The organism is Chimaeribacter coloradensis, from assembly GCF_002858715.1.
GTDB lineage: Bacteria > Pseudomonadota > Gammaproteobacteria > Enterobacterales > Enterobacteriaceae > Chimaeribacter > Chimaeribacter coloradensis.
In genome coordinates this window covers 15,044-41,139 of record NZ_PJZH01000030.1, presented here as the reverse complement: position 1 = coordinate 41,139, position 26,096 = coordinate 15,044, and the positions used below count along the sequence as shown (strand labels likewise).

Below are 26,096 nucleotides of genomic sequence, written 5' to 3'. Positions count from 1 at the left end.
CATTTGCTGGCCGCGGAAGCCGCCCAGCAGCGCGGGGATGATTTCCGCACCAACCAGTATCTGGAACGGGCGGCAGAGATTGCCGATAACGATCAGCTGCCGGTGGACATTACCCGCGTGCGTATTCAGCTGGCTCAGGGTGAAATCCATGCGGCGCGCCACGGCGTCGATAATCTGGTCGGTCAGGCACCGCGTCACCCGGAAGTGCTGCGTCTGGCTGAGCAGGCGTATTTGCGCAGCGGGGCCTTTGATGCGCTGCTGGGCATTATCCCGTCGATGGCGAAAATCCACCTGTACGACGACGCCCATCTTCAGACCTTGCGCGAGCAGGCCTACATCGGCCTGATGAACGAGGTGATGGCGAAAGAGGGCAGCGATGGCCTGAAGCGCTGGTGGAAAGATCAGAACCGCAAAACCCGCCACGATACGGCGCTGCAGATCGCCATGACGGAAAACCTGATCGCCTGTAACGACCATGACATGGCACAGGAAGTGTTGCTGGATGGACTGAAGCGCCATTACGATCCGCGCCTGGTGCTGCTGATGCCGCGCCTGAAGTCCGGCAACCCTGAACAGCTTGAGAAAGTGCTGCGCCAGCAAATCAAACAGCACGGCGCGACCCCGCTGCTGAACAGCACGCTGGGCCAGATGCTGATGAAACACGGCGAATGGCAGGCCGCGAGCGAGTGTTTCCGCGCCGCGCTGGCAGAGCGCCCGGACGGCTATGATTACGCCTGGCTGGCCGACACGCTGGACAAGCTGCATAAGCCTGAAGAGGCCGCGCAGCTGCGGCGCGAAGGGTTGCTCCTCACCCTGCAGCGCCCGGAAGCGTAACCCGTCAATCAGTCCCTGTTGAAAAGGCTCCTTCTGGGGGCCTTTTTTACGCCTGCTGCCGGGCGACAGGCAAAAAAAAACACTTGCCCGCCGGGACAAGTGTTCAAACAAGCAAATTCAGGTCTAGGACAACTGGGGGTGGTACCTCACTCAACGTTATGTCCGCTTGGTGATAACCGGGGTTATCGATAAGGTGGACACTAGGTACCGAAATTGGCTCTGCATCATTCCAGGTTTTATGAAGCCGAAGCAGTCATAACAGGGTGAATGAGCATCTACGCATAAAGTATTGCATATGCCGTGCCAATTTTCATCGCTCTGCTGATTAAAAATTTAGTTATTTGATTTAAAAGGTTTTTTATTTGGTTTAATTTCTCAGAAAAGCCGGGTTCCGGACTCAGCGTCAAATCCTACTGCCGCAGCTTCCTTTTCTGTCGCCCTGAAACGACAACGGCAGCGCTTCCAATAATTATCTTTTTAATTCAGACGTTTATATGTCACCGCGCAGCGACAGACGATTGCGCTGTTGTTGTCACTAGACGACAACGCCGCTGACGCGCGCAAAAAGCACAAATAGAAAGTGAATATGCCTCTCTAAGCAGGCGATAACCAAAAATCAGGGGAGCACAGAGAGAAAGGAAACAACGCAGAGAAAGGCGGACGCCAGAAAGCGAAAAACCCCGCATAGCGGGGTTATTCTGAATGTGGTCGGCGAGAGAGGATTCGAACCTCCGACCCACTGGTCCCAAACCAGTTGCGCTACCAAGCTGCGCTACTCGCCGATTTTTTGCTTTTACTTTTTACTGCACCAACATCACAAGATGCTGGTTGTGTGGTGCGAAGAGAGGGACTTGAACCCTCACGTCCGTAAGGACACTAACACCTGAAGCTAGCGCGTCTACCAATTCCGCCACCTTCGCATCGTCACAAATCTGGGGTGGCTAATGGGACTCGAACCCACGACAACTGGAATCACAATCCAGGGCTCTACCAACTGAGCTATAGCCACCATCACATTACTGCTTTACTGCCACTTCACGCGGTACGTTCTTTCCGAAGAAAGTGTCCACCGCAGCTCTTGCACACAAACTTAATGGTGCGCCCGACAGGATTCGAACCTGAGACCTCTGCCTCCGGAGGGCAGCGCTCTATCCAGCTGAGCTACGGGCGCTTAGCGCCGTTGCGGGGCGGGATATTACGGCTTTCGTGCTGGGCTGTCTAGTGCTTTTTTAGAAGAAATATCACGCCTGCTTAGAGTTTGTGCATTTCGTCCTAAAAGTGAGCGCTAAAGCCCCTTATCCCGCCCCTGCCCTGCTATTCTGCGCTGTTTTTCAACGCATCCCGGCGTTTGTGCATCCCTGTGCCGACATAGATTAATGAGACCGCGGCAATGAAAATTCCGCCTACCAGCAGAGAAATCCGCGTATCCGGGTTAATTCCCATGCCGACCAGCACACAAAGCAGGAAAGCGATGGTCAGATAGTTGGCGTAGGGGAACAGCAGCGACTTAAACGGATGGGTTTTCAGCGCTTGCTTGTGTACGGCGCGGAACTTCAGCTGGCTGACCAGCACCACAAACCACGGCACCATGCCCGGCAGCACGCTGGCGCTGTAGACGTAGACGAACACCTTCTCCGGGTTCGGGATGATGTAGTTCAGGCAGGAGCCGACCAGCAGGCAGAGAATGGTGATGGCGATGCCGTAGACCGGTACGCCGCCTTTGGAGACGCGCGCCAGGAACGACGGCAGCTGGCGGTTTTTCGCCAGGGCATAGAGCATACGCCCGCAGCTGTACATGCCGCTGTTACAGCCGGAGAGCGCCGCCGTCAGCACCACAAAGTTGATGATGCCGGCCGCCGCGGTGATGCCGATCTTCGAGAAGGTCAGCACAAACGGGCTGCCGTGGGTGCCGATCTCATTCCACGGGAAAATGGTGATGATGACGAAGATCGCCCCGACGTAGAAAATCAGGATGCGCCACAGGATGTTGTTGATGGCGCGCTTCAGCGTCACCTGCGGGTTTTTGGCTTCCCCGGCGGTGATACCGACCAGCTCCACCCCCTGATAGGACGCCACCACAATACAGAGCGCAAACAGGAAGCCTTTCCAGCCACCGGCGAAGAAGCCGCCGTGGGTGGTGAGGTTCTCAAACCCCAGCGCCTGGCCGTGGTTGCCGAAGCCGAAGAAGATGACGCCCAGCCCCACTACGATCATCACAATAATGGTGGTGACCTTAATCAACGCGAACCAGAACTCAAATTCCCCGTAGAGTTTGACGGCAGCCAGGTTGGCCAGCGCCACCAGCGCAATCGCCGCCAGCGCGGGCACCCATTGCGGCAGCTCAGGGAACCAGTACTGCACATAGACCCCTACGGCAGTGATCTCGGAGATCCCTACCGCAATCCACATAAACCAGTAGCTCCAGGCGGTCAGGTAGCCAAAATAAGGGCTGAGGTATTTATGGGCATACACCGCAAACGAGCCGGCGACCGGCTCCAGGTGCAGCATCTCGCCCATCGCGCGCATAATGAAAAACACAAACAGCCCGGCCACGATGTAGGCCAGCAACACGGACGGCCCCGCCCATTTCAGCGTACTGCCCGCCCCCATAAATAACCCGACACCGATGGTGCCGCCCAGGGCGATAAGCTCGATATGCCGCGCCTCCAACCCCCGGTGCAACCCTTTTTTCTCTTCGTGACTCGCCATAAATCCTCTGTTTTCGCGTGTTGTGTATGCCTTCCGGACAGGCCGGAATGTTATTTTTTTGGTGGTAGACCGAAACAAGCGGCGGAACGCCGCATGGGGCAAGCGGACTGCGCCGGGGATTCCCTCTGGATAGAGGATAGGAAAGAAATGGCCAGCCGCTTTCCGGCAGGTGCCTGCCGGGTTTTACCGGGCGCTATGGTTCCGTATTTTTTCGTCAGAAGCAAACCAGAATATGCAAGCCTTGAAGCAAGCTCACCGCTTTTTTTGCAAAAAGTGTGCAGATGCGCCCTGGATCGCAGGGCGCATAACGCGTCAGAGCTGGTTGGTGAAGTGGTAACGCAGGTATTTGAGCAGTTTCAGCTGGCGGCCCAGCCGGCTTGGTTGCAGAATCAGCCGGTAGAGCCACTCCAGCCCGGTGTTTTGCCAGAATTTGGGCGCACGTTTCACATGGCCGGTAAACACGTCATAGGTGCCGCCGACGCCCATATAGAGCGCATGCGGGTAGAGCGCCCGGCAGTCGCGCATCAGCACCTCCTGCCGCGGTGACCCCATCGCCACCGTGACAATCGCCGCGCCGCTGGCTTTCACCCGCTCAAACAGCGGCTGGCGCTGTTCCGGGGTGAAGTAGCCGTTCTGGCTGCCGACGATGTTGACGTTCCACTGCGCACGCAGCTTCTCTTCCGTCTGGGCCAGAATCTCCGGCTTGCCGCCGATCAAAAATACCGGCGTGCCCTCGCGCCCGGCGCGCGCCATCAGCGCTTCCCAGAGATCCGCCCCGGCAATGCGTGACACCTCCGCGCCGGGGTATTTGCGCCGGATGGAACGCACAATACTGATGCCGTCAGCATACTTATATTCCACGCCGTTAATCAGCGCGTGCAGCGCAGCGTCGCGTTCCGTCGCCAGCACCTTTTCGGCGTTAATCGCCACCAGCGTACCGGTGCGCACCTGGCGCCCGGCAAACAGGTGATCGAGAAACTGCGCCATATTTTTAAAGCCCCAGATATCCAGCCCGCGGATGGTGTATTTGGGGACAGAGCGTAGTGAGTCCATGAATTTCCTTACAGGATGCCGTCCGCCGGGGGCGACACCGGGGAAGCCCTTTCCCCGCGTCCGCCGCGCGGCCTGATCAGGCCGCCCGCATCAAACATCCAGTACAACAGTTTCGCCGCCACCAGACAGGCACCAAAAATCAGGCAGAAGAAGACCACACGGGAGCCGAAGGCGTCAACGCCTTCCCGCGCCAGCACGATCATATTAAACACTGCCCCAAAGCAGAACGCCTGCAACACGGCCGATTTATAGCGATTGTTCTCCGCTTTGCCCTGCTCGTACAGCCAGTCAAACCATTTGATGATCCAGCCGACCGCCACCGCGCCCAGCGGGATGAACCAGACGCCGCCCATCACCACCAGCGAGCCGATCAGCGTCGGCGAGATGGCGAGGCCGGAGTGGTTGTCCAGCACTTCCCAGGTGAAGTAGTTGGCGCTGTTAAGCACTTCCGCCGGCCGCCCCGGCCAGAGCCAGCTGGGGATGAAGACGTAAAAGTCACGCACCATCGGTGCCAGCCCCTGGAAGTCGATCTTGTCGTAGTTTTGCAGCAGCAGCGCCAGGTTTTCCCACGGCGAGAAGGTGTCGCGCGTCAGGTAGAGGAAGGTGTAGAACGCCTCCGCGCCGCTGACGTCGAGGCTATAGCGCTTCAGCGCCAGCCAGAACATGCCGACAATGCCGAACACCCCGGCGGCCGCCAGCATCCACAGGGTGATCCAGCCGCGCACAATGCCGATGAACAAAAACAGGGCAAAGGCGATGATGATGTTGGCGCGCGTGCCGCCGACGATCATGTAGGTCAAAATGCCGAACGCCACAGTGCTGACCAGGAAGAAGAGCCAGCCGCGCAGATCCTGCCGCAGGAAATAGACCACCAGCATCGCCGGGATGAAGAAGTAGAAGAAGCGCTTCAGCGCCACGCCGGAGACCTCGCTGGAGAAGATCTCGCTGTAGGCGTTGAGCTTGAACAGCAGGAAACCGTTGTGCATAAAGAACACGGTGACGGTACCGATCGCAATCAGCGCCAGCAGCCCCCAGGTGAGGTGCGCCTCTACCCGGTTCAGGGTGAACAGCGGTGGCCGCGCCACGGCGGTGGCGGACCGCAGCCGGGTTTTGTAGGCCACGTAGTAGATGGCGTAGAAACAGGTGGCCGAAAGCAGCGCCTGCAGCAGGAATTCCGGCGGCACCACCGCGACATCAAACTCAAACACCAGCGCGCAGGTGAGCGGGAAGCCGAAATAGAAGGTCAGCAGGTAGAGCAGCGAGAAGAAGACGTTGAAGTTAAAGCGCACCCGGCGGAACTCCCGGTAGCTTAACGTCAGGATAAACAACAGCGAGGCCAGGTACACCGCCCCCAGCCCGCCCAATTCGCCCAGTGTCATGCTGCCTCCCCCGCGGCCAGCGCCAGGGCGCTGATCCAGCCGTCAATGTAGTTGGGGTTGAAGAAGGCGATCGCCTGCTTGTCCACCAGTGCCATCTGCCGTTGCGCCTCACGCACCGTCGCCTCGTCCAGCGCATCACCATAGAACAGCACCGGCAGGTGCTGCTCCGCCAGATCCTGCCAGAACGGGTTCTGGCGGCTCAGCACAAACGGGATGCCGGACTGGATCAGCAAACAGAGTGTGCCGATGCCCTGCTGGCGGTTAAAGATAAAGTAGCCGAGATCGCAGCGTTGCAGCAGCGCCAGATAGTCCGGGAACGCCATCTGTTCCGTCAGCAGTTGCAGGTTTTGTACCGGGAACAGCGCCGCGCCCGCTTCGCGGATTTGCGCGATATAGGCGTCGTTATTGGCCGGGTAGCCCAGCGGCACGATGACGTTCACCTCGCTGCCGAACTCACGGTGAATCGCCTGTAACGCTTCAATGTGGCGGTTGGTACGGTCGCCGGAGTTGCCGACCAGAATTGTCAGCGGCTCCCCGTTCCGGTGGGCGCGGGCGGGCACGCTGAGCGCCGGGTCCATGCGGGTCGGGAAGTAAAGCAACGATGCCGGGACGCGCGGGTGGCGCAGCCGGTAGTGCTGGATGTCCCCGCGCGTGGCGAACACATGGCCGACGCGCCCCTGCGCCAGCCGCCGCATCAGGTAGAAGGCACGGAATTTCCAGCCTTTTGCCTCTTCGTAGAGATCGGCGCCCCAGATGTGCCAGTACACCTGCTGCGGCTGGATTTTGCGTTGCAGCAGCGCCAGCCACAGCGTTGGGTTGAACTGCCCGTGCAGGAAGAAGCGGGTCTGCCGGCTGTGCTGCGCGCGGCGGATCACCGCCTGCGCCAGCGCCGGTTTGTCCGGGAAGACCTCAATCTCAAGCTTGCTGAAGGCGGCGAACGCGGCCGCATCGGCGGCGGCGACCATAAAGGTGGTGGCCTGACCGGCCGGGGCGCGCGCCGACAGCACATCATTAAAGAAGCGCAAAACCGTGAGGTTATGGTGTGGGATGTCAGATCCCAGAACGTGGATAAGTGTTGTCATGCCCGCCTACGATAAATCAGGAAAACAGTGCTACAGAGCAAGAAATAGACGCAATAGGTGGCCATATAGGCCTGGGCCGCCCCCAGCGCACCGTGCGCCGGGATCAGCCAGCAGGCAAAGCCGGTCAGCAGCAGGAACTGGCTCAGTTCGGTGAGCAAATAGAAGCGCAGCGAAGCGCGGGCGATCACCAGGTAGCCATAGACATAAGCCCCGACTTTCAGCACGTCGCCCACCAGTTGCCAGGCAAACAGATCACGCATCGCGGTGAATTTGTCAGAGAACAGCAGCCAGATCGCCACATCGCGCAGCAGCCAGACGCTGAAACTCACCGCCGCCACCACCGGCAGCACAAACGCCAGCGAACGGCCGATCTCGCGGGTCACGGCGGATTTCTCCGTCAGGCGCGACAGCGTCGGCAGCAGATAGACGCTGAACGAGGCGGTGATAAATTGCAGGTAGGCATCGGAGATGCTGCTCACCCCCTGCCAGATGCCCACCGCGTCCCAGCCATCGTGCGCGGCCAGCAGGTTACGCATCATGATATAGGCGACCGGCAGGGTCACGGCAGTCATCAGCGCCATCAGGGTGAACTTGGCGAACTGCCCGGCCAGCAGCCGGTCCCAGCCTGGTTTCAGGTCACGCAGCGGGAAACGGCGGCGTTTCACCAGCAGCAGCCCGGCCGGGATCGCCGCCAGCGCCGGCACCAGCGCCAGCCCGGCCAGCGCCCCCTCATAACCGCCAAGCCGGACGCAGAGGAGATAGGCCACCAGCCCGATCAGGCTGCCGCCGACAATCGCCAGCGCATTGCCCAGCGCATCACGGTAGCCCTTCAGAATCGCCAGGAAAAAGTTGGCGCAGGCGATGCCCATCTGCACCAGCGCCACGCCGCGCACCACGTTCTGGTAGCGATCGTGGCCGAACAGCCCAACACTGATTGGCGCGGCCGCCAGCAGGAACACCAGCGCCAGCAGAGCAGAAGAACCGAGGATTAACGTCGACGCGGTGCCGAGTACCGCCCGAAGCCGCGCGGCATCCTGCTGGTGCTCCGCCACATATTTGGTGACGCCGTTGAAAATGCCTGCGCCGGAGAGCACGCCCAGCACGGTGATCAGTTGACGGAAGTTACCCGCCTGCCCGACCCCGCTGGGGCCGAAGCTGACGGCAAGGAGTTTGACCACAACCAGCCCGACGCCAATTTTGATTAACGTCGAGCCTGCGGTCCAGACAGATGCTTTAGCCAGTGACATATCAGGCAAAGAAGCTCAGAAGCGTATTAATGACCGTGCGTTGGTTAACATCGGAGAGGTTGTAGAACAGCGGCAGGCGTACCAGGCGCTCGCTCTCTGCGGTGGTGAAACGGTCTTCCCCGGCGAAACGGCCGAACTGCTCCCCGGCCGGGCTGCTGTGCAGCGGGATGTAGTGGAACACCGTCATGATCTCCGCCTCTTTCATGTAGGCGATCAGGGCGTCACGCTCCGCGATGTCCCGCAGTTTGATGTAGAACATGTGGGCGTTGTGGACGCAGTTGGCCGGGATGGCAGGCAGCGCGATGCGCCCCTGTTTCGCCAGCCGCGACAGCGCTTCGTAGTAGTTCGTCCAGAGCAGCAGGCGGCGCTGGTTGATGCGGTCAGCCGCTTCGAGCTGCGCCCAGAGATAGCCGGCCTGCAGGTCAGACATCAGGAAGCTGGAGCCGATGTCCCGCCAGGTGTACTTGTCAACCTGGCCGCGGAAGAACTGGCTGCGGTTGGTGCCCTTCTCGCGGATGATCTCGGCGCGCTCAATCAGCGCGCGGTCGTTGATCAGCGTCGCGCCGCCCTCACCGCCTGCGGTGTAGTTTTTGGTTTCATGGAAGCTGAAACAGCCGATGTGGCCGATGGTGCCGAGCGCCTTGCCCTTGTATTTCGACATCACGCCCTGCGCGGCATCTTCCACCACATAGAGCCGGTACTTCTCCGCCAGCGCCATGATGGTGTCCATTTCACAGGCCACGCCCGCGTAGTGCACCGGCACAATCGCGCGGGTCTGTTCGGTGATCGCCGCTTCGATTTTGGTCTCGTCGATGTTCATGGTATCGGGGCGGATATCCACAAACACGATTTTCGCCCCGCGCAGCACAAAGGCGTTGGCGGTCGAGACAAAGGTGTAGCTCGGCATGATCACTTCATCACCGGCTTTGATGTCGAGCAGCAGCGCCGCCATCTCCAGCGACGCGGTGCAGGAGGGGGTCAGCAGCACTTTCGGGCAGTTGAAATTCTGCTCAATCCACTGCTGGCAGCGGCGGGTGTAACCGCCGTCGCCGCACAGCTTGCCGCTGCTCATGGCAGACTGCATGTAATCAATTTCAGTGCCCACTACCGGTGGCGCATTAAATGGAATCATAGGATCACCTGTACAACCAGAATGAAGTGGCCGCCACTGACGCACCACTGCCAATATAGAGACGCATTGCCGCGACGTTCCCGCTCTGGGTCGCCACGTGCAGCTGTGTGCGCTGTTCCGCCCGGCACCACTGCCGGGCGGCCTGCATCAGGCACTTGCCCACGCCGCGCCCACCGGCACCCGGCCAGGCGGCCAGCAACCCGATGCGCGCTTCCCCGGCCGCCGTGCGCCGCAGGGTGACGAAGCCTTGCGGCCGCTGCTGGTCATCCTCCGCCAGCAGGCAGAGGTGGTCAAAACTGCCGCGCACCGCGTTCGTCACCCACTGGGCGTAGAAACGCCCGCTGTCCTGCGGCTGATACCAGGGGGTGCGGAAGCGGCTGAGGGCGAAAGCGGCCGCGGCGGCCTGTTGCAACGCAGGGATATCCGCCTCAGCGGCCGGGCGCACCGCCAGCGGGCCGGGGGCCGCCTCAGCGCCCGGCGCGACGTTCAGGGTGAAATCGATCTCCCCTTCCGCCAGGCGGAAGCCGAAACCGGCCAGGGCGTCGGAGAGCGGCAGATCGGTGGCCGCAATTTTGGCCTGCACAATCTGGTAGGGTGCCAGCCGCGGCACGGTGAGCGGCGCAGCCTCCGCCGTGAACGCCAGCTTTGCGCTGGTGCGCTGGAAGAAATCACTCTCCCAGGCCAGCGGCTCAATATTGGCGTGGACGCGCATGTAACAGATCCAGCAGGTATTTGCCGTAACCGGTTTTCGCCAGCGACTGGGCAGCGCGGCGGATCGCCTCGTCATCCAGCCAGCCGTTGCGCCAGCCAATCTCTTCCAGGCAGGCGATTTTAAAGCCCTGGCGCTTCTCCACCGTCTGCACGAAGCTGCTCGCCTCGATCAGGCTGTCGTGGGTGCCGGTGTCGAGCCAGGCGAAGCCGCGCCCCAGCAGTTCGACCGTCAGCTCACCGCGATCCAGATACATCTGGTTAATCGAGGTGATCTCCAGTTCGCCGCGCACCGACGGTTTCACCTGTTTGGCGAACTCAACGACCTGCGCATCGTAGAAGTAGAGGCCGGTCACCGCCCAGTTGGAGCGTGGTTTCAGCGGCTTCTCCTCCAGCGACAGCGCACGGAAGTTTTCGTCAAACTCCACCACGCCGAAGCGTTCCGGGTCCATCACCTGATAGCCGAACACCGTGGCCCCGCGCTCACGCGCCGCGACGTTTTTCAGTTTCGGGCTGAAAGCCTGGCCGAAGTAGATGTTGTCGCCCAGCACCAGACAGGTGGGTTCGCCATTGATAAATTCTTCACCGATCAGGAACGCCTGCGCCAGCCCGTCCGGGCTGGCCTGCACCTCATACTGCAGGCGGATGCCGAACTCCTCGCCGCTGCCCAGCAGCCGCTGGTAGGAGGCCATGTCCTCCGGCGTGGAGATAATCAGGATGTCGCGGATACCCGCCAGCATCAGCACCGACAGCGGGTAGTAGATCATCGGCTTGTCGTAAATCGGCAGCAACTGTTTGGAGACGCCGCGCGTGATGGGGTGCAGCCGGGTGCCGGAGCCGCCCGCCAGAATAATGCCTTTCATATGCTCTCCAGTCCCGCCGCGGCGGGAAGTCGTTCAGCCCTAAACGTGCCGGTGGGTGCAGCTCAGCGCCACACCCCTTTGGTATCCACAATCCACGGCTGGCGGATGGCCGCCGCCGGAACGGCCTTAAACACCTGATGGTCCACCAGCATCACCACCACATCTGCGCGCTGCAACGCCTCTTCCTGGCTGACCAGCGTGGTCTGGCCGGCAAGCGCCCTGGGCAGGTGGTCAACGTGCGGTTCCACCACCAGCGTCTCGCCGCGGTGCCACTCAGCGATCAGCTGCGCGACGTGGACGGCCGGGCTTTCCCGCAGGTCATCAATGTTCGGTTTGAACGCCAGGCCAAAGCAGGCAATGGTGACATCCGCAGCGCGCTGGTCACCGGCGGCCAGGCAATCGGCCACGGCCGCTTTGACCTGTTCCACCACCCAGTGGGGTTTGCTGTCATTCACTTCGCGCGCGGTACGGATCAGCCGCGCCAGTTCCGGGTTCTGCGCCACGATAAACCACGGGTCGACCGCGATGCAGTGGCCGCCGACGCCGGGGCCGGGTTGCAGGATGTTGACGCGCGGGTGGCGGTTCGCCAGCCGGATCAGCTCCCAGACGTTGATCCCCTGCTCCGCGCAGATCAGCGACAGCTCGTTGGCGAAGGCGATGTTCACATCGCGGAAGCTGTTTTCCGTCAGCTTGCACATCTCGGCGGTGCGCGCATTGGTCTCCACGCACTCCCCTTCGAGGAAAATGTTGTAGAGCGCGCTGGCGCGGGCGGAACAGGCAGGCGTCATGCCGCCGATCACCCGGTCATTCTTGATAAGCTCCACCATGACCTGCCCCGGCAGCACGCGCTCCGGGCAGTAGGCGATGTTGACGTCCGCTTGCTCGCCCGCCTGCTGCGGGAAAGTCAGGTCCGGGCGCGAGTCCGCAAGCCAGCCGGCCATCTGCTCGGTGGCCCCTACCGGCGAGGTGGATTCGAGGATCACCAGATCGCCTTTTTTCAGCACGGTGGCGATAGAGCGCGCCGCCGCCTCGACATACACCATGTCGGGCTGGTGATCGCCTTTGAAGGGGGTCGGCACCGCGATCAGGAAGGCGTCAGCGGGCTGCGGGGCGATCACCGCGCGGAGGTAATTCTCTTCCACTGCGCGTCTGACCACCACGTCGAGATCCGGCTCCACGATGTGAATCGCACCGCGGTTAATGGTTTCCACCGCGTGTGGGTTGATGTCCACACCGATCACCTTTTTCTGGCGGGAGGCAAATGCCGCCGCCGTCGGCAGGCCGATATAGCCCAGGCCGATCACAGAGATAGTTTCAAAACTCATGGCTTCACCTGATGGGTCTTTAATGCGTGAAGAATACGCTGGCAGGCGTGTCCGTCGCCGTAAGGGTTATGTGCCCGGCTCATGGCCTGATATTCGTTTTCATCAGTCAGCAGGCGGGTCGTCTCCTGCACGATTTTTGCCATGTCGGTGCCGACCAGCCGCACGGTACCGGCGTCCACCGCTTCCGGGCGCTCTGTGGTATCGCGCATGACCAGCACCGGTTTGCCGAGCGAAGGGGCTTCCTCCTGGATGCCGCCGGAGTCGGTGAGGATCAGCCAGGCGCGATCCATCAGATAGACAAACGGCAGGTAGTCCTGCGGCTCAATCAGGAAGATGTTGCCGATACCGCTGAGGATGCGGTTCACCGGCTCGCTGACATTCGGGTTAAGGTGCACCGGGTAAACCACCTGCACATCCGGGTGCCGGCGGGCAATCTCCGCCAGCGCGGTGCAGATACGCTCAAACCCGCCGCCGAAGCTTTCGCGCCGGTGGCCGGTCACCAGCACCAGCTTTTTGCTGCTGTCTAAAAAGGTGTAGCGCCGGGCCAGGCTCTCCACCAGGTCGGCATTGCCCAGGATGCGGTCACGCACCCAGAGCAGCGCATCAATCACCGTGTTGCCGGTGACCACGATGCGGCTCTCCGGCGTGGATTCCCGCAGCAGATTGCGGCGCGAATTCTCTGTCGGCGCAAAGTGCCAGGTGGCGAGTGTGCCGGTGAGTTTGCGGTTGGCCTCTTCCGGCCAGGGGGAAAAGAGATCGCCGGTGCGTAACCCGGCTTCCACATGGCCCACCGGGATGCGCTGGTAAAACGCGGCCAGGCTGGTGGCCATGGTGGTGGTGGTGTCGCCGTGCACCAGCACCACGTCAGGCCGGAACGACTCCAGTACCGGCTTCAGCCCCTCAAGGATGCGGCAGGTGATCTCCGTCAGCCCCTGGCCGGGGCGCATGATGTTGAGATCAAAATCGGGTTCAATCTCGAACAGACGCAGAACCTGATCCAACATCTCACGATGTTGAGCCGTCACGCATACTTTTGCTTCAAAGGCCTCATCCTGGGCCAGAGCGTGTACCAGCGGGGCCATTTTAATGGCCTCCGGGCGGGTGCCGAAAACAGTCAACACTTTCACAGCGAATCTCTTTTAAGTCGTGGGGACAGGGCCCGCAGGCGGGTGCCGGGCGCGTCCGTTTATCGTTCAGTTAAGCCCGTCGGCGCACCAGAGCAATTCCCGCGCCGATCAACGCTCCCACAACGCCCCACATTACCATCAGGAATGCGCGGCGCGGGCTATCACGCGTAACCGGCTCCTCCGGCGTACGCAGATAGCGGTAGGTCTGGAATTTTGTGTCTAACGTCGGCCCTGCGTTGAGGGTCGATAACATGGCCCGGTTCTGATCGTAACTGATGTCATAACCCGGGCCGGACGCCTGCAAGGACTCCAGGCGGGCCTGCAACATCGGCGTGCCCAATAAGAACATGTCGGAATCCGGCAACTGCTCGGCCGGGGTGTCCGTCTGGCTGCGGCTGATGTTCTGCTGGCGGGCGATTTTCAACGCCTGCTCCACGCTGTTCAGCGCGCGCTTATACACCGCGGCCGCCACCGCTTCCTGACGTTTGACCTGCGCCTGCATTGAGACGGTGCGTGCCGCCCAGGCCCCCTGCAGCTCATCGTTCAGGTGCTGCGCCGCGCGCTGGCCGGCAAACGCCACATAACGGCGCAGCAGGGTGTTGGCATCCGCCGCGGTTTCCGCCATGAGTTTGACGCTGTCATTCAGGAATTTTTTATCATCGCGCGGGGTGAACTGAATGGTGCCGATCAGCTTATCCAGTAACGCCGCATCCGCTTTGACATCATTTTCCTGACGTTGTTTGTAGTAATCGGTCTGGAGCCAGAAATCACGGCGGGTGTCGTAGGCCGCCAGCTGCATAATGAATTCATTATAGGCTTCATCTGAGATCGAAGGCTGGTCACCCACCGGCGCGACAGCGGCGCGCACATCCAGGTTACGCAGGAACTGCTGTTGCGAGTAGTAACCGCCGAGGTTATTGACCGTCGGCCGGTCAGTGATGGCGGTCGTGCTCCACTTCTGCTCAACCAGGTAAGAGACGCCCAGCGCCAGCACGGCAAACAGCAGCGCCAGCCCGATGATGCCGCCTTTGCCGCGCCACAGCGCACAGCACAGCCCGCGAATATCCAGTTCATTTTCTACAGGTTGCGTCTTGTTGGTCGGTAACGTCTCAGATTTCATCACTGCCGGAACACCTCGGGTTAAGATACGTGCTTATTGATCGTGGAGCGGCGCATACGGCGCTTGATACGTTTGATAAACCGGGCCACGCGCCAGGCGCGTTTGATGCAGTAGCCATACAGCAGGAACGCCAGCAGGAACAGCAGCAGCATCATCCACTCCGGCACAAAAATCAGCCTTTCGCCAATCACCCCGATGGCCGCCAGAATGGCCGCCGCCAGGGTAATCAGCACGAACGCCTGCCGGGAGGAGAACCCGGCGCGCATAATCAGGTGGTGGATGTGCTGGCGGTCCGGCGAGAAGGGGCTCATGCCCTTGCGCAGGCGGCGGTACATGATGGCGATCATGTCCATCAGCGGGATGGCGATAAGCCACAGGGCGGTGACCGGGTTCATCGGCGGGGTCGGCCCCTGGGTGCTCTGCATCAGGATCCAGATCGCGGTAAAGCCAATCAGCGTGCTGCCGGCGTCACCCATAAAGACTTTGTAACGGCGGCCCAGGGCGCCGAGGTTCAGCAGAATATAGGGGATGATGGCGGCGATCATCGCGAAGCACCAGAGCGCCAGATCCACATGCCCGGCCTGGTACACCAGGATGCCCATCGCCCCGAAGGAGACGCAGGAGAGCCCGCCGAGCAGGCCGTCGATGCCGTCCACCATGTTGAACGCGTTGATCGCGGCCCAGACGGCAAACAGCGTCACCAAATAGCCGAACGGCCCCAGCACCATCTCCCACGGCCCCAGGATATGCCCCAGGCTTTTCAGCGTCAGCCCGGCGAACACCATCATGGCGATACCGACCAGTGCCTGCACCAGCGCGCGGATTTTCACGCTGATGTCATAGCGGTCATCCAGCGCGCCGACCAGCACCAGCACACCGGCACAGCTCAGGTAGAGCAGGGAATGGGGGATATGGAAATCGGAGATCAGGAAGGTAAAACAGATTCCGGCGAAAACCGAAATGCCGCCGACCAGTGGAATCAACCCCTGATGGCGCTTGCGGTAATTAGGTTTATCAACGAGACCAATTTTCTTCGCGACTTTACGGGCTGCAAATAAAAAACAGAAGGAAAACAGGAAGATAAAGAGAAGATCAGTACTCATAGTGAGTAGATTCACAGTTAACAGCTCTCTGCAAAATGATAAGGCACTCTGGTTTGCAACCTGGCAATGTCATAAACCCTCGCGGCCTTACAGTCCTATCCTATGGTGACAGTTATGGTTCTGGCGTGTCAAAAACCTTACGGATTGCGCTGTGTGCTCACCCGGAAAATCCATTAACTTAAAAAAACAGTCATTAAAACGCCATCCGTCATTATCTGAATATGACATTCATGAAACTTTTAATGGCTTATCGTAACGACCAAAAGCAAAAAACGCCACGACTTAGCGTGGCGTTCCCCGAGTTTTACAGAATTATGAGCGCTTCATCATGTCGAAGAATTCATCATTCGTTTTGGTCATCGCGAGCTTATTAATGAGGAATTCCATCGCGTCGATTTCACCCATCGGGTGAATAATCTTGCGGAGGATCCACATTTTTTGCAGCTCTTCCTGCGTGGCCAGTAACTCTTCTTTACGGGTACCGGAACGGTTGTAATCAATCGCCGGGAAGACGCGTTTTTCAGCAATTTTACGCGCCAGGTGCAGTTCCATGTTACCTGTACCTTTAAACTCTTCGTAAATCACTTCGTCCATCTTCGAGCCGGTGTCGACCAGCGCGGTGGCGATGATGGTCAGGCTGCCGCCCTCTTCCATGTTACGTGCCGCACCGAAGAAGCGCTTCGGACGGTGCAGGGCGTTGGCGTCCACACCACCGGTCAGTACCTTGCCGGAAGCCGGTACCACGGTGTTGTAGGCACGCGCCAGACGGGTGATGGAGTCCAGCAGGATGATCACATCTTTTTTGTGCTCAACCAGGCGCTTGGCCTTCTCGATCACCATCTCTGCCACCTGCACGTGACGGGAAGCCGGCTCGTCAAAGGTCGACGCGACCACTTCACCCTTCACCAGACGCTGCATCTCGGTCACTTCTTCCGGACGCTCGTCAATCAGCAGCACCATCAGCACGCAGTCCGGGTGGTTATAGGCGATGCTCTGGGCGATGTTCTGCAGCAGCATGGTCTTACCGGCTTTCGGCGGTGCCACGATCAGGCCACGCTGGCCGCGGCCAATCGGGGAGGCCAGGTCAAGCACACGGGCGGTGATGTCTTCGGTGGAGCCGTTGCCGCGTTCCATACGGAGACGGGAATTGGCATGCAGCGGGGTAAGGTTTTCGAACAGGATTTTATTGCGGGCGTTTTCTGGTTTGTCGTAGTTGACTTCGTTAACTTTCAGCAGCGCGAAATAACGCTCACCCTCTTTCGGGGGACGAATCTTACCGGAAATGGTGTCACCGGTACGGAGGTTAAAGCGGCGGATTTGGCTGGGAGAAACGTAGATGTCATCAGGACCGGCGAGGTAGGAGCTGTCTGCAGAACGGAGGAAGCCGAAGCCATCCTGCAATATCTCCAGTACGCCGTCGCCGAAGATATCCTCACCACTCTTCGCATGTTGCTTAAGAATGGAGAAGATAATGTCTTGTTTGCGCATGCGGGCCAGGTTTTCCAGCCCCATATTTTCGCCGAGAGTAATCAGCTCAGAAACCGGCGTGTTCTTTAATTCGGTAAGATTCATAATGGTGGGTTCTTAAACTCGGGGTATGTCTCGAACTTTGTCGTGAATGGTATGGCAGCGAATTCCGTGCCTGTTTACTGGCATTCAATCTCAGTGCGTTTATCTGAAGAGAGACCGTGAGTAAAATTACGGTATTCATGAAATTGTGGCAGACTGAGAACGAAAGTGCCTAAATGATTTTAGCAAAACCGTGTGACTGTCAAACGCATCGTTTGTTTCGTGCTGGTGAATAATAACGTGATGTTATTGCTGCGCAGAAAGCGATGCTTTTAACACAGAGCAAACCCGGCAGGTTCAGGATCTACACTGTTTTAGGATTCAAACTACAGGTAAGTTCTATATGCAGTAGAAGTAAACTTAACACGCTTCTTTGCAGGCGTCTAGCGGCCAACGTGAATTTCACATTCCCCGCTAAACACCTGGCTTATCGGACATCCGTGCCGATTACATATTGGCGGTCAGGAACTCTTTCAGCTGACCTTTAGACAGCGCGCCCACCTTGGTGGCAGCGACTTCACCGTTCCGGAACAACAGCAGGGTCGGGATACCACGGATGCCGTATTTCGGCGCCGTGCCCGGGTTGTCATCGATGTTCAGCTTGGCGATGGTCAGCTTGCCGTCAAACTCTTGCGCAATTTCATCCAGAATCGGAGCAATCATCTTACAAGGGCCACACCACTCCGCCCAGAAATCGACCAGAACCAGCCCCTCGGCTTTAAGCACATCGGTGTCGAAACTGTCGTCAGTCAGGTGAATAATTTTATCGCTCATGTTTTACTCCAAAGGATTATGTCTACCTAGTTGATGTAGCATTAACCAACATTAGGTTGACTTTATTTCACCGGATACGCTTTCGTAAAGCAATAGTTAGCTGATATTCTACCACACTATGAGCAAAACACACTTAACCGAACAGAAGTTTTCCGACTTCGCCCTGCACCCCCTCGTCGTAGAAGCTCTTGAAAAGAAAGGGTTTCACAACTGCACGCCTATTCAGGCGTTAGCACTGCCGATCACCGTCTCCGGACGGGATGTCGCGGGTCAGGCGCAAACCGGTACCGGCAAGACGCTGGCGTTTCTGGCGTCTACTTTCCACTATTTATTGTCACACCCGGCTGACGCCAACCGTCAGACCAACCAGCCGCGCGCCTTGATCATGGCGCCTACCCGTGAGCTGGCGGTTCAGATCCATGCGGATGCTGAGGCGCTGTCACAGGTGACCGGCCTGAAACTCGGCCTGGCCTACGGCGGTGACGGCTATGACAAACAGCTCAAAGTGCTGGAGAGCGGCGTTGATATCCTGATCGGTACCACCGGCCGCCTGATCGACTACACCAAGCAGAACCATGTCAACCTGGGCGCTATCCAGGTTGTGGTGCTGGATGAAGCTGACCGCATGTTCGACCTCGGCTTTATTAAAGACATCCGCTGGCTGTTCCGCCGGATGCCGCCGGCCGCCCAGCGCCTGAATATGCTGTTCTCCGCCACCCTCTCCTACCGGGTGAAAGAGCTGGCGTTCGAGCACATGAACAACGCGGAATCCATTGAAGTGGAACCGGAGCAGAAAACCGGCCACCGCATTAAGGAAGAGCTGTTTTACCCGTCGAACGAAGAGAAGATGCGCCTGCTGCAGACGCTGCTGGAAGAAGAGTGGCCTGACCGCTGCATCATTTTCGCCAACACCAAACACCGCTGTGAGGACATCTGGGGCCACCTGGCCGCAGACGGCCACCGCGTCGGCCTGCTGACCGGCGATGTCGCCCAGAAAAAACGCCTACGTATTCTGGATGATTTCACCAAAGGCAACATCGACATCCTGGTCGCCACGGACGTCGCGGCGCGCGGCCTGCACATCCCGGCCGTTACGCACGTCTTTAACTACGACCTGCCGGACGACTGTGAAGACTATGTGCACCGCATCGGCCGTACCGGCCGTGCCGGGGCCAGCGGCCACTCCATCAGCCTCGCCTGTGAAGAGTACGCGCTGAACCTGCCGGCGATTGAGGCCTACACCGGCCACAGCATCCCGGTCAGCAAATACAACAGCGATGCGCTGATGACCGGCCTGCCGGCACCAAAACGCCTGACGCGCCCGCCGCGCCCCGGCAACGGCCCGCGCCGCAACGGCTCCGCACCGCGGCGCAACAGCGGGGCACCCCGCACCAACCGTAAACGTCCGGGCTAATCACGATGCTCAGTTCCTCCCTCTATGCCGCCATCGATCTGGGCTCCAACAGTTTCCATATGTTGGTGGTACGGGAGGTGGCGGGCAGTATCCAGACGCTGGCGCGCATCAAGCGCAAAGTCCGGCTGGCCGCCGGGCTGGGCAAAGATAACCAGCTTTCCCATGAAGCAATGCAGCGCGGCTGGCAGTGCCTGCGGCTCTTCTCTGAGCGGCTGCAGGACATCCCGCGCGATCAGGTGCGGGTGGTAGCGACTGCCACACTGCGCCTGGCCACCAATACCCCGGAATTCCTGGAGAAAGCGCAGGCGATCCTCGGCTGCCCGGTTCAGGTGATCAGCGGCGAAGAGGAAGCGCGCCTTATCTATCACGGCGTGGCGCACACCACCGGCGGCCCCGACCAGCGCCTGGTAGTCGACATCGGCGGCGGCAGCACCGAGCTGGTCACCGGCACCGGCGCGCAATCCACTGCCCTGTTCAGCCTGCCGATGGGCTGCGTCACCTGGCTGGAGCGCTACTTCGGCGACCGCAACCTGGGCAAAGCCAATTTTGACCAGGCTGAGGAAGCCGCGCTGGCGATGATTGCGCCGGTTGCCGGTGCCCTGATTGAGAAAGGGTGGCAGATTTGCGTCGGGGCGTCCGGCACGGTGCAGGCGTTGCAGGAGATTATGGTGGCGCAGGGCATGGATGAGCGCATCACCCTGCCCAAGCTGGAACAGCTCAGGCGCCGCGCCATCCAGTGCGGCAAACTGGAGGAGCTGGAGATCGAAGGGCTGACGCTCGAGCGCGCGCTGGTGTTCCCCAGCGGGTTATCGATCCTGATCGCCATCTTCAAGGCGCTGAACATCGACACCATGACCCTGGCCGGCGGCGCACTGCGTGAAGGGCTGGTTTACGGGATGCTGCACCTGCCGGTGGAGCAGGACATCCGCCACCGGACGCTGCGTAACCTGCAACGGCGCTACCTGCTGGACAGCGACCAGGCCTCCCGCGTGGCCCAGCTGGCGGAGAGTTTCGCCCTGCAACTGGAAGAGGCGTGGCAACTGGATGCCCACGCCCGCGAGCTGCTTAACAGCGCCTGCCTGATTCATGAGATTGGCCTCAGCGTCGATTTCCGCCAGGCACCGCACCACGCCGCGTATCTGATCCGCAACCTCGACCTGCCCGGCTTTACCCCGGCGCAGAAAAAGTTGCTGGCGACGCTGCTGCAAAACCAGAACAACACGCTGGACCTCACCCTGCTCGACCAGCAGAACGCCCTGCCGCCGCGCCAGGCGCAGCGGCTCTGCCGCCTGTTACGGCTGGCGATCATCTTTGCCAGCCGCCGCCGCGATGACACCCTGCCGGCGGTGCGGCTGCACGCCGAGGGCGATGCGCTCTCTGTGCAGGTGCCGCAGGGCTGGCTGGAGCAGCACCCGCTGCGGGCGGAAGAGCTGGAGCATGAGAGCCACTGGCAAAGTTATGTGCACTGGCCGTTGACGGTGGAAGAGGTGGCGTAACGCCTGTTCAGCAAAAAGCCCGGCTTGCCGGGCTTTTTGTTATGTCGCGTTCAGCGCCGGGGGGCGATCAGCCGCCGCGCGCTTTGGCCAGCATCTCGCGGATATTCGCCAGGCTCGATTGCCCTTTCTGCATCCGCTCCTGCGCGCTGACCACTTTACGCTCGGTCTCCCACGCCAGATCGTCCTGCGGCAGCTCCATCAGGAAACGGCTCGGCTCCGGGCGCACCAGCTCCCCATACTGGCGGCGCTCGCGGCATAGGGTGAAGATCAGCTCTTTCTGCGCGCGGGTAATGCCGACGTAGGCGAGGCGGCGCTCCTCGTCGATGTTCTCTTCGTCAATGCTGCTCTGGTGCGGCAACAGCCCCTCTTCCATGCCGACCAGGAAGACATAGGGGAACTCCAGCCCTTTGGAGGCGTGCAGCGTCATCAGCTGCACCTGATCCAGCTCCTCCTCGTTTTCGCCGCGCTCCATCATGTCGCGCAGGGTAAAGCGCGTCACCACCTGCGCCAGCGTCATCGGCTCGTCGAGGTCGGTGCCTTCCAGCATCTCGGTCATCCAGCTGAACAGCTGGTTGACGTTCTTCATCCGCATCTCCGCCGCTTTGGCGCTGGGCGAGGTCTCATAGAGCCAGCTTTCGTAGTCAATGCCGTGGATCAGGTCACGCACCGCCGCCACCGGGGTGCGCTCAGCCAGATCGGCCACGCCTTTCAGCCAGTGGGTAAAGCGCTGCAGCGACTCCAGCCCGCGCCCGGTCAGATACTGGCCCAGGCCGAGATCGAAGCTGGCGGCAAACAGGCTTTTATTGCGCTGGTTGGCCCACTCGCCCAGCTTTTGCAGCGTCGCGGGGCCGATTTCACGCTTCGGCGTGTTGACGATGCGCAGGAACGCGCTGTCATCCCCTTCGTTGGTCAGAATGCGCAAATAGGCGAGTAAATCTTTAATCTCCGGCCGGGAGAAGAACGACGTACCGCCGGAAATGCGGTACGGGATGCGGTTCTGCATCAGCATCTTTTCAAACAGCCGCGACTGGTGGTTACCGCGGTAGAGGATCGCGTAGTCACTGTACTGGGTTTTCTTCACAAAACGGTGGGCGATCAGCTCGCCGACCACCCGCTCCGCCTCATGATCTTCGTTATTGGCGGTGATGACTTTCAGCGCCTCGCCGTAGCCCAGTTCCGAGAACAGCCGCTTCTCAAACACGTGCGGGTTATTGGCAATCAGGATATTGGCAGCCTTCAGGATGCGCCCGGTGGAGCGGTAGTTCTGCTCCAGCTTAATCACCTGCAACGCCGGGAAATCCTCTTGCAGCAGCACAAGGTTCTGCGGCCGCGCCCCGCGCCAGGAGTAGATCGACTGATCGTCATCGCCCACCACGGTAAAGCGTGCACGGTTGCCCACCAGCAGTTTTACCAGTTCATACTGGCTGGTGTTGGTGTCCTGGTATTCATCCACCAGCAGGTAGCGGATGCGGTTCTGCCAGCGCTCGCGCACCTCTTCATTGCGTTGCAGCAGCAGCGTCGGCAGCAGGATCAGGTCATCGAAGTCCAGGACGTTACAGGCGCGCAGGTGGTCGTGATACAGCCCATAGCAGTGGGCGAACAGCTTTTCGCGCTCGGATCGCGCCCGGCCCGCCGCGCCCTGCGGATCGATCAGATCGTTTTTCCAGTTTGAGATCGTGGAGATCAACTGCTGGAGCAGTGTCTTGTCATTCTCCAGCCATTTTTCGGTCAGCTCTTTCAGCAGCGCCAGCTGATCCTGATCGTCAAACAGCGAGAAGTTGGATTTCATGCCGAGTGCGGCATATTCACGCTTGATGATCTCCAGCCCCAGGGTATGGAACGTGGAGATCAGCAGCCCGCGCGCCTCCTTGCGGCCCATGGTCTGGGCGACACGCTCTTTCATCTCGCGCGCGGCCTTGTTGGTAAAGGTCACGGCGGCGATGTGGCGCGCCTGATAGCCGCACCCGCGGATCAGGTGGGCAATTTTATTGGTGATCACCCGGGTTTTTCCGGAGCCGGCCCCGGCCAGGACCAGGCAGGGCCCTGTGACAAATTCGACGGCGTGTTGTTGGCTGGGGTTTAATCGCATGGCGCTATTTTGCTCAAGAGATGGACGGGCGGCGATTGTATCAGAAAGGCGCACGGAGATTGACCGCCTTTACTTTCCCGATTGTGCACCTGTAAACCGGTGGGTTGTCCACATCCGGCGCGGCGGATGGTAAAGTAGGCGCTGACACTCATTTTCGTAAAAAGGCGTTAATTATGGCGAATACCGCGTCCGCACTGCATATCCTGGTCGATACCGAACAACAGGCCAACGACATTCTGGATAAACTGGCGCAGGGTGCCGACTTCCAGGAGCTGGCCCGCAAACACTCCACCTGCCCGTCCAAGCGTGCCGGCGGCTCACTGGGTGAATTCCGTAAAGGCGACATGGTGCCGTCGTTTGACAAAGCGGTGTTCAGCTGCGAACTGCTGAAACCTTACGGGCCGGTCAAAACCCAGTTCGGTTACCACATCATCAAGGTGCTGTACCGCAACTGATCGGCGGTGGCAGGCATAAAAAAGGGCGACAACTTGTCGCCCTTTTCTGTTTCCGCTGCGGTTAACCCGCGACGGCGATGCGTTTCATGTCAGTCATGTAACCGCGCAGTTTGCGGCCGACCGCCTCGATCGGGTGGTTGCGGATCGCGTCATTCACGTCACGCAGCTGGGCGTTGTCCACTGCGGTGCCCGCAACAGGCTGGCCCAGGTCACCGGTTTGCAGCGACGCCATGAATTTCTCTTTCAGCAGCGGCACGGCGGCGTTGGCGAACAGGTAGTTGCCGTACTCTGCGGTGTCGGAGATCACCACGTTCATCTCATACAGGCGCTTACGGGCGATGGTGTTGGCGATCAGCGGCAGCTCATGCAGGGATTCGTAATACGCTGACTCCTCGATGATGCCGGCATCCACCATGGTTTCGAACGCCAGTTCTACCCCGGCTTTGACCATCGCGATCATCAGCACGCCGTGGTCGAAGTACTCCTGCTCGGCAATTTTGCCCTCTTGCTGCGGCGCATTTTCGAAGGCGGTCGCGCCGGTCTCTTCACGCCAGGTCAGCAGTTTCACATCGTCTGCCGCCCAGTCCGCCATCATGCCGCCGGAGAACTCGCCGGAGATGATGTCATCCATGTGTTTCTGGAACAGCGGTGCCATAATGGTTTTCAGCTGCTCAGAGAGCGCATTGGCGCGCAGTTTCGCCGGGTTGGAGAGGCGGTCCATCATCAGGGTGATGCCGCCCTGCTTCAGCGCTTCGGTGATGGTTTCCCAGCCGAACTGAATCAGTTTTTCCGCGTAGGCCGGCTCAGCGCCGTCGGCCACCAGCTTGTCGAAGCAGAGCAGGGAACCGGCCTGCAACATACCGCACAGGATGGTCTGCTCGCCCATCAGGTCAGATTTCACTTCCGCCACGAAAGAGGATTCCAGCACGCCTGCGCGGTGGCCGCCGGTCGCGGCAGCCCAGGCTTTGGCAATCGCCATGCCTTCGCCTTTCGGGTCGTTTTCCGGGTGGACGGCGATCAGCGTCGGCACGCCGAAACCGCGTTTGTACTCTTCACGCACTTCAGTGCCGGGGCACTTCGGCGCGACCATCACCACGGTGATGTCTTTACGGATCTGCTCGCCCACTTCCACGATGTTGAAGCCGTGGGAGTAACCCAGCGCCGCGCCCTGTTTCATCAGCGGCTGTACGGCTTGCACCACGGCGCTGTGCTGTTTGTCCGGGGTCAGGTTAACCACCAGATCGGCCTGCGGGATCAGCTCTTCATAAGTGCCGACCTTGAAGCCGTTCTCCGTCGCTTTACGCCAGGAGGCACGCTTTTCGTTGATCGCTTCCTGGCGCAGGGCGTAGGCGATGTCCAGGCCGGAGTCGCGCATGTTCAGGCCCTGGTTAAGCCCCTGCGCACCACAGCCGACAATCACCACTTTTTTCCCTTTCAGGTAGCCGGCTTCGTCGGCAAATTCGTCGCGGGACATAAAGCGACATTTGCCCAATTGGGCCAGCTGCTGGCGCAGGTTCAGGGTGTTGAAGTAGTTAGCCATGGTCGGACTCCGTTGTGTTGTGTTCGCTGTTTTTTTCACTTCCCCCTCTCTGCCGGGGGGAATTCGTTGAAATTCACTATATGCTATGCCACGCATTGCTTAAATTGATATATTACGAATCTGTTGTTTCACATTCTGCAACGTGTGACGTTCATCACTCCCTCTTTCAACCCTGAGCGCTGCCCTATGGATATCCGTGACCTGAAACTGTTCCTGCACCTGACCGAGAGCCGCCACTTCGGCCGCACCGCCAAGGCGATGCACGTCAGCCCTTCCACGCTGTCGCGCCAGATCCAGCGGCTGGAGGAGAGCATCGGCCAGCCGCTGTTCCTGCGCGATAACCGCACGGTGCAACTCACCGATGCCGGTGAGCAGGTGCGCGGTTTCGCCCAGCAGACCCTGTTGCAATACCAGCAGTTGCGCCATGCGCTGGGTCAGAAAGGGCCGACGCTCACCGGCGAGCTGCGGCTGTTCTGTTCGGTGACGGCGGCCTACAGCCATCTGCCGCCGATTCTCGATCGCTTCCGCGCCAAATACCCGCTGGTGGAGATCAAGCTGACCACCGGCGATGCCGCCGATGCGGTGCAGAAGGTGCAGTCCAACGAGGCCGACCTCGGCATCGCCGGGCGGCCGGAATCGCTGCCCTCCAGTATCGGCTTTACCAAAATCGGCGAGATCCCGCTGGTGCTGATCGCCCCGGCACTGCCGGGCGCGGTGCGCAGCCAGGCGTCTGAGCCGCAGCCCGACTGGTCAACCATTCCGTTTATCCTGCCGGAACATGGCCCGGCGCGCCGCCGTATCGATTTATGGTTCCGCCGCCACCACATCACCAACCCGCAGATCTACGCCACGGTTTCCGGGCACGAAGCGATTGTGTCGATGGTGGCGCTGGGGTGTGGTATTGCGCTGATCCCCGACGTGGTGCTGGACAACAGTCCGGAACCGGTGCGCAGCCGCATCTCGGTGCTGGACCATATTTCGCTGGTCGCGCCGTTTGAGCTGGGGGTTTGCGTGCAGAAGAAGCGGCTGAGCGAGACGCTGATCGAGGCGTTCTGGGGCTTGTTATAAAAAGAAAAA

At 60.0% G+C, this 26,096-nt stretch carries 21 protein-coding genes and 4 tRNA genes; 5 read left to right on the top strand and 20 right to left on the bottom strand.

Annotated features, from left to right (window positions below; translation table 11 throughout):
* The coding region (locus tag CYR32_RS18685; protein WP_101826654.1) for a protoheme IX biogenesis protein HemY at positions 1-834 on the top strand (834 nt) is incomplete at its 5' end.
* A 705-nt stretch (positions 835-1,539) separates the two neighbouring features.
* Here the strand turns inward: CYR32_RS18685 and CYR32_RS18680 are convergent.
* From CYR32_RS18680 to trxA, 18 genes are all read right to left on the bottom strand, one after another.
* A tRNA-Pro gene (locus tag CYR32_RS18680) sits at positions 1,540-1,616 on the bottom strand.
* Between the two features lie 51 nt (positions 1,617-1,667).
* Positions 1,668-1,754 (bottom strand) — tRNA-Leu (locus CYR32_RS18675).
* Positions 1,755-1,767: 13 nt separating this feature from the next.
* Positions 1,768-1,843 (bottom strand) — tRNA-His (locus tag CYR32_RS18670).
* A gap of 85 nt (positions 1,844-1,928) precedes the next feature.
* A tRNA-Arg gene (locus CYR32_RS18665) sits at positions 1,929-2,005 on the bottom strand.
* Positions 2,006-2,148: 143 nt separating this feature from the next.
* Complete coding sequence (thrP, locus tag CYR32_RS18660; RefSeq protein WP_101826651.1) at positions 2,149-3,543, bottom strand: bifunctional threonine/serine APC transporter ThrP; 1,395 nt, start codon at positions 3,541-3,543, stop codon at positions 2,149-2,151.
* A gap of 312 nt (positions 3,544-3,855) precedes the next feature.
* Positions 3,856-4,596 carry a lipopolysaccharide N-acetylmannosaminouronosyltransferase gene (gene wecG, locus CYR32_RS18655; RefSeq protein ID WP_101826650.1) on the bottom strand — a complete coding sequence of 247 codons (741 nt, stop codon included), beginning with the start codon at positions 4,594-4,596 and terminating at the stop codon, positions 3,856-3,858.
* Between the two features lie 8 nt (positions 4,597-4,604).
* Positions 4,605-5,975 (bottom strand): ECA oligosaccharide polymerase, encoded by a 1,371-nt coding sequence (wzyE, locus tag CYR32_RS18650; protein WP_101826649.1) that lies wholly within the window; start codon positions 5,973-5,975, stop codon positions 4,605-4,607.
* Positions 5,972-7,057 (bottom strand): TDP-N-acetylfucosamine:lipid II N-acetylfucosaminyltransferase, encoded by a 1,086-nt coding sequence (locus CYR32_RS18645; RefSeq protein ID WP_101826648.1) that lies wholly within the window; start codon positions 7,055-7,057, stop codon positions 5,972-5,974. Before CYR32_RS18645 ends, wzyE begins: the two co-directional genes overlap by 4 nt.
* Positions 7,054-8,304: a lipid III flippase WzxE gene (gene wzxE / locus CYR32_RS18640; protein ID WP_101826647.1), complete on the bottom strand. Its 1,251-nt coding sequence runs from the start codon at positions 8,302-8,304 to the stop codon at positions 7,054-7,056. The genes CYR32_RS18645 and wzxE overlap by 4 nt, the downstream gene beginning before the upstream one ends.
* A 1-nt stretch (position 8,305) precedes the next feature.
* Entirely contained in the window at positions 8,306-9,436 is a 1,131-nt protein-coding gene (gene rffA, locus CYR32_RS18635; protein WP_101826646.1) for a dTDP-4-amino-4,6-dideoxygalactose transaminase, read from the bottom strand.
* Positions 9,437-9,440: 4 nt separating this feature from the next.
* Positions 9,441-10,148, bottom strand: coding sequence for a dTDP-4-amino-4,6-dideoxy-D-galactose acyltransferase (rffC, locus tag CYR32_RS18630; protein WP_101826645.1), 708 nt, complete (start codon positions 10,146-10,148; stop codon positions 9,441-9,443).
* A complete protein-coding gene (gene rfbA / locus CYR32_RS18625) occupies positions 10,126-11,007 on the bottom strand; it encodes a glucose-1-phosphate thymidylyltransferase RfbA (protein WP_072931276.1) in 882 nt (293 codons plus the stop codon). Before rfbA ends, rffC begins: the two co-directional genes overlap by 23 nt.
* 62 nt (positions 11,008-11,069) lie before the next feature.
* A complete protein-coding gene (gene wecC, locus CYR32_RS18620; protein WP_101826644.1) occupies positions 11,070-12,332 on the bottom strand; it encodes a UDP-N-acetyl-D-mannosamine dehydrogenase in 1,263 nt (420 codons plus the stop codon).
* Positions 12,329-13,459, bottom strand: a complete 1,131-nt coding sequence (gene wecB, locus CYR32_RS18615) for a non-hydrolyzing UDP-N-acetylglucosamine 2-epimerase (RefSeq protein ID WP_101826643.1) — start codon at positions 13,457-13,459, stop codon at positions 12,329-12,331. The genes wecC and wecB overlap by 4 nt, the downstream gene beginning before the upstream one ends.
* A 70-nt stretch (positions 13,460-13,529) precedes the next feature.
* A complete protein-coding gene (gene wzzE / locus CYR32_RS18610; protein ID WP_101826642.1) occupies positions 13,530-14,579 on the bottom strand; it encodes an ECA polysaccharide chain length modulation protein in 1,050 nt (349 codons plus the stop codon).
* Between the two features lie 20 nt (positions 14,580-14,599).
* Positions 14,600-15,697 (bottom strand): UDP-N-acetylglucosamine--undecaprenyl-phosphate N-acetylglucosaminephosphotransferase, encoded by a 1,098-nt coding sequence (wecA, locus tag CYR32_RS18605; protein WP_101826641.1) that lies wholly within the window; start codon positions 15,695-15,697, stop codon positions 14,600-14,602.
* 297 nt (positions 15,698-15,994) lie between these two features.
* Positions 15,995-17,254: a transcription termination factor Rho gene (gene rho / locus CYR32_RS18600; RefSeq protein ID WP_072931267.1), complete on the bottom strand. Its 1,260-nt coding sequence runs from the start codon at positions 17,252-17,254 to the stop codon at positions 15,995-15,997.
* Positions 17,255-17,698: 444 nt separating this feature from the next.
* Complete coding sequence (gene trxA, locus CYR32_RS18595) at positions 17,699-18,025, bottom strand: thioredoxin TrxA (RefSeq protein ID WP_072931266.1); 327 nt, start codon at positions 18,023-18,025, stop codon at positions 17,699-17,701.
* Between the two features lie 118 nt (positions 18,026-18,143).
* Here trxA and rhlB point away from each other — a divergent pair, with 118 nt between their 5' ends.
* Together rhlB and gppA are read left to right on the top strand one after the other, a co-directional pair.
* Entirely contained in the window at positions 18,144-19,439 is a 1,296-nt protein-coding gene (gene rhlB, locus CYR32_RS18590; RefSeq protein WP_101826640.1) for an ATP-dependent RNA helicase RhlB, read from the top strand.
* A gap of 5 nt (positions 19,440-19,444) precedes the next feature.
* Positions 19,445-20,935 (top strand): guanosine-5'-triphosphate,3'-diphosphate diphosphatase, encoded by a 1,491-nt coding sequence (gppA, locus tag CYR32_RS18585; RefSeq protein WP_101826639.1) that lies wholly within the window; start codon positions 19,445-19,447, stop codon positions 20,933-20,935.
* A 67-nt stretch (positions 20,936-21,002) separates the two neighbouring features.
* On the opposite strand, the gene rep is transcribed toward gppA, so the two are convergent.
* Positions 21,003-23,024, bottom strand: a complete 2,022-nt coding sequence (gene rep, locus CYR32_RS18580; protein WP_101826638.1) for a DNA helicase Rep — start codon at positions 23,022-23,024, stop codon at positions 21,003-21,005.
* A gap of 173 nt (positions 23,025-23,197) precedes the next feature.
* On the opposite strand from rep, the gene ppiC reads away from it, so the two are divergent.
* On the top strand, positions 23,198-23,479 hold the full coding sequence (gene ppiC, locus CYR32_RS18575) for a peptidylprolyl isomerase PpiC (protein WP_101817237.1): 282 nt from the start codon (positions 23,198-23,200) through the stop codon (positions 23,477-23,479).
* 61 nt (positions 23,480-23,540) lie between these two features.
* Here the strand turns inward: ppiC and ilvC are convergent, their stop codons facing one another.
* Positions 23,541-25,019: a ketol-acid reductoisomerase gene (ilvC, locus tag CYR32_RS18570; RefSeq protein WP_101826637.1), complete on the bottom strand. Its 1,479-nt coding sequence runs from the start codon at positions 25,017-25,019 to the stop codon at positions 23,541-23,543.
* A 186-nt stretch (positions 25,020-25,205) separates the two neighbouring features.
* Between ilvC and ilvY the strand changes: the two genes are divergently transcribed.
* The gene (ilvY, locus tag CYR32_RS18565; RefSeq protein WP_101826636.1) at positions 25,206-26,087 is read left to right on the top strand and encodes an HTH-type transcriptional activator IlvY; all 882 of its coding nucleotides are present in this window, start codon (positions 25,206-25,208) and stop codon (positions 26,085-26,087) included.
* Positions 26,088-26,096: the final 9 nt, after the last annotated feature.

Excerpts from the sequence above, each read along its gene's own strand:
- rfbA (WP_072931276.1), bottom strand. The coding sequence starts at position 11,007 with ATGAAAGGCATTATTCTGGCGGGCGGCTCCGGCACCCGGCTGCACCCC.
- rhlB (WP_101826640.1), top strand. The coding sequence starts at position 18,144 with ATGAGCAAAACACACTTAACCGAACAGAAGTTTTCCGACTTCGCCCTG.
- wzyE (WP_101826649.1), bottom strand. The coding sequence starts at position 5,975 with ATGACACTGGGCGAATTGGGCGGGCTGGGGGCGGTGTACCTGGCCTCG.
- ilvY (WP_101826636.1), top strand. The coding sequence starts at position 25,206 with ATGGATATCCGTGACCTGAAACTGTTCCTGCACCTGACCGAGAGCCGC.
- wzxE (WP_101826647.1), bottom strand. The coding sequence starts at position 8,304 with ATGTCACTGGCTAAAGCATCTGTCTGGACCGCAGGCTCGACGTTAATC.
- wecC (WP_101826644.1), bottom strand. The coding sequence starts at position 12,332 with ATGAGTTTTGAAACTATCTCTGTGATCGGCCTGGGCTATATCGGCCTG.
- wecG (WP_101826650.1), bottom strand. The coding sequence starts at position 4,596 with ATGGACTCACTACGCTCTGTCCCCAAATACACCATCCGCGGGCTGGAT.
- rffC (WP_101826645.1), bottom strand. The coding sequence starts at position 10,148 with ATGCGCGTCCACGCCAATATTGAGCCGCTGGCCTGGGAGAGTGATTTC.
- thrP (WP_101826651.1), bottom strand. The coding sequence starts at position 3,543 with ATGGCGAGTCACGAAGAGAAAAAAGGGTTGCACCGGGGGTTGGAGGCG.
- gppA (WP_101826639.1), top strand. The coding sequence starts at position 19,445 with ATGCTCAGTTCCTCCCTCTATGCCGCCATCGATCTGGGCTCCAACAGT.
- trxA (WP_072931266.1), bottom strand. The coding sequence starts at position 18,025 with ATGAGCGATAAAATTATTCACCTGACTGACGACAGTTTCGACACCGAT.
- rep (WP_101826638.1), bottom strand. The coding sequence starts at position 23,024 with ATGCGATTAAACCCCAGCCAACAACACGCCGTCGAATTTGTCACAGGG.
- ilvC (WP_101826637.1), bottom strand. The coding sequence starts at position 25,019 with ATGGCTAACTACTTCAACACCCTGAACCTGCGCCAGCAGCTGGCCCAA.
- ppiC (WP_101817237.1), top strand. The coding sequence starts at position 23,198 with ATGGCGAATACCGCGTCCGCACTGCATATCCTGGTCGATACCGAACAA.
- wzzE (WP_101826642.1), bottom strand. The coding sequence starts at position 14,579 with ATGAAATCTGAGACGTTACCGACCAACAAGACGCAACCTGTAGAAAAT.
- rho (WP_072931267.1), bottom strand. The coding sequence starts at position 17,254 with ATGAATCTTACCGAATTAAAGAACACGCCGGTTTCTGAGCTGATTACT.
- CYR32_RS18645 (WP_101826648.1), bottom strand. The coding sequence starts at position 7,057 with ATGACAACACTTATCCACGTTCTGGGATCTGACATCCCACACCATAAC.
- rffA (WP_101826646.1), bottom strand. The coding sequence starts at position 9,436 with ATGATTCCATTTAATGCGCCACCGGTAGTGGGCACTGAAATTGATTAC.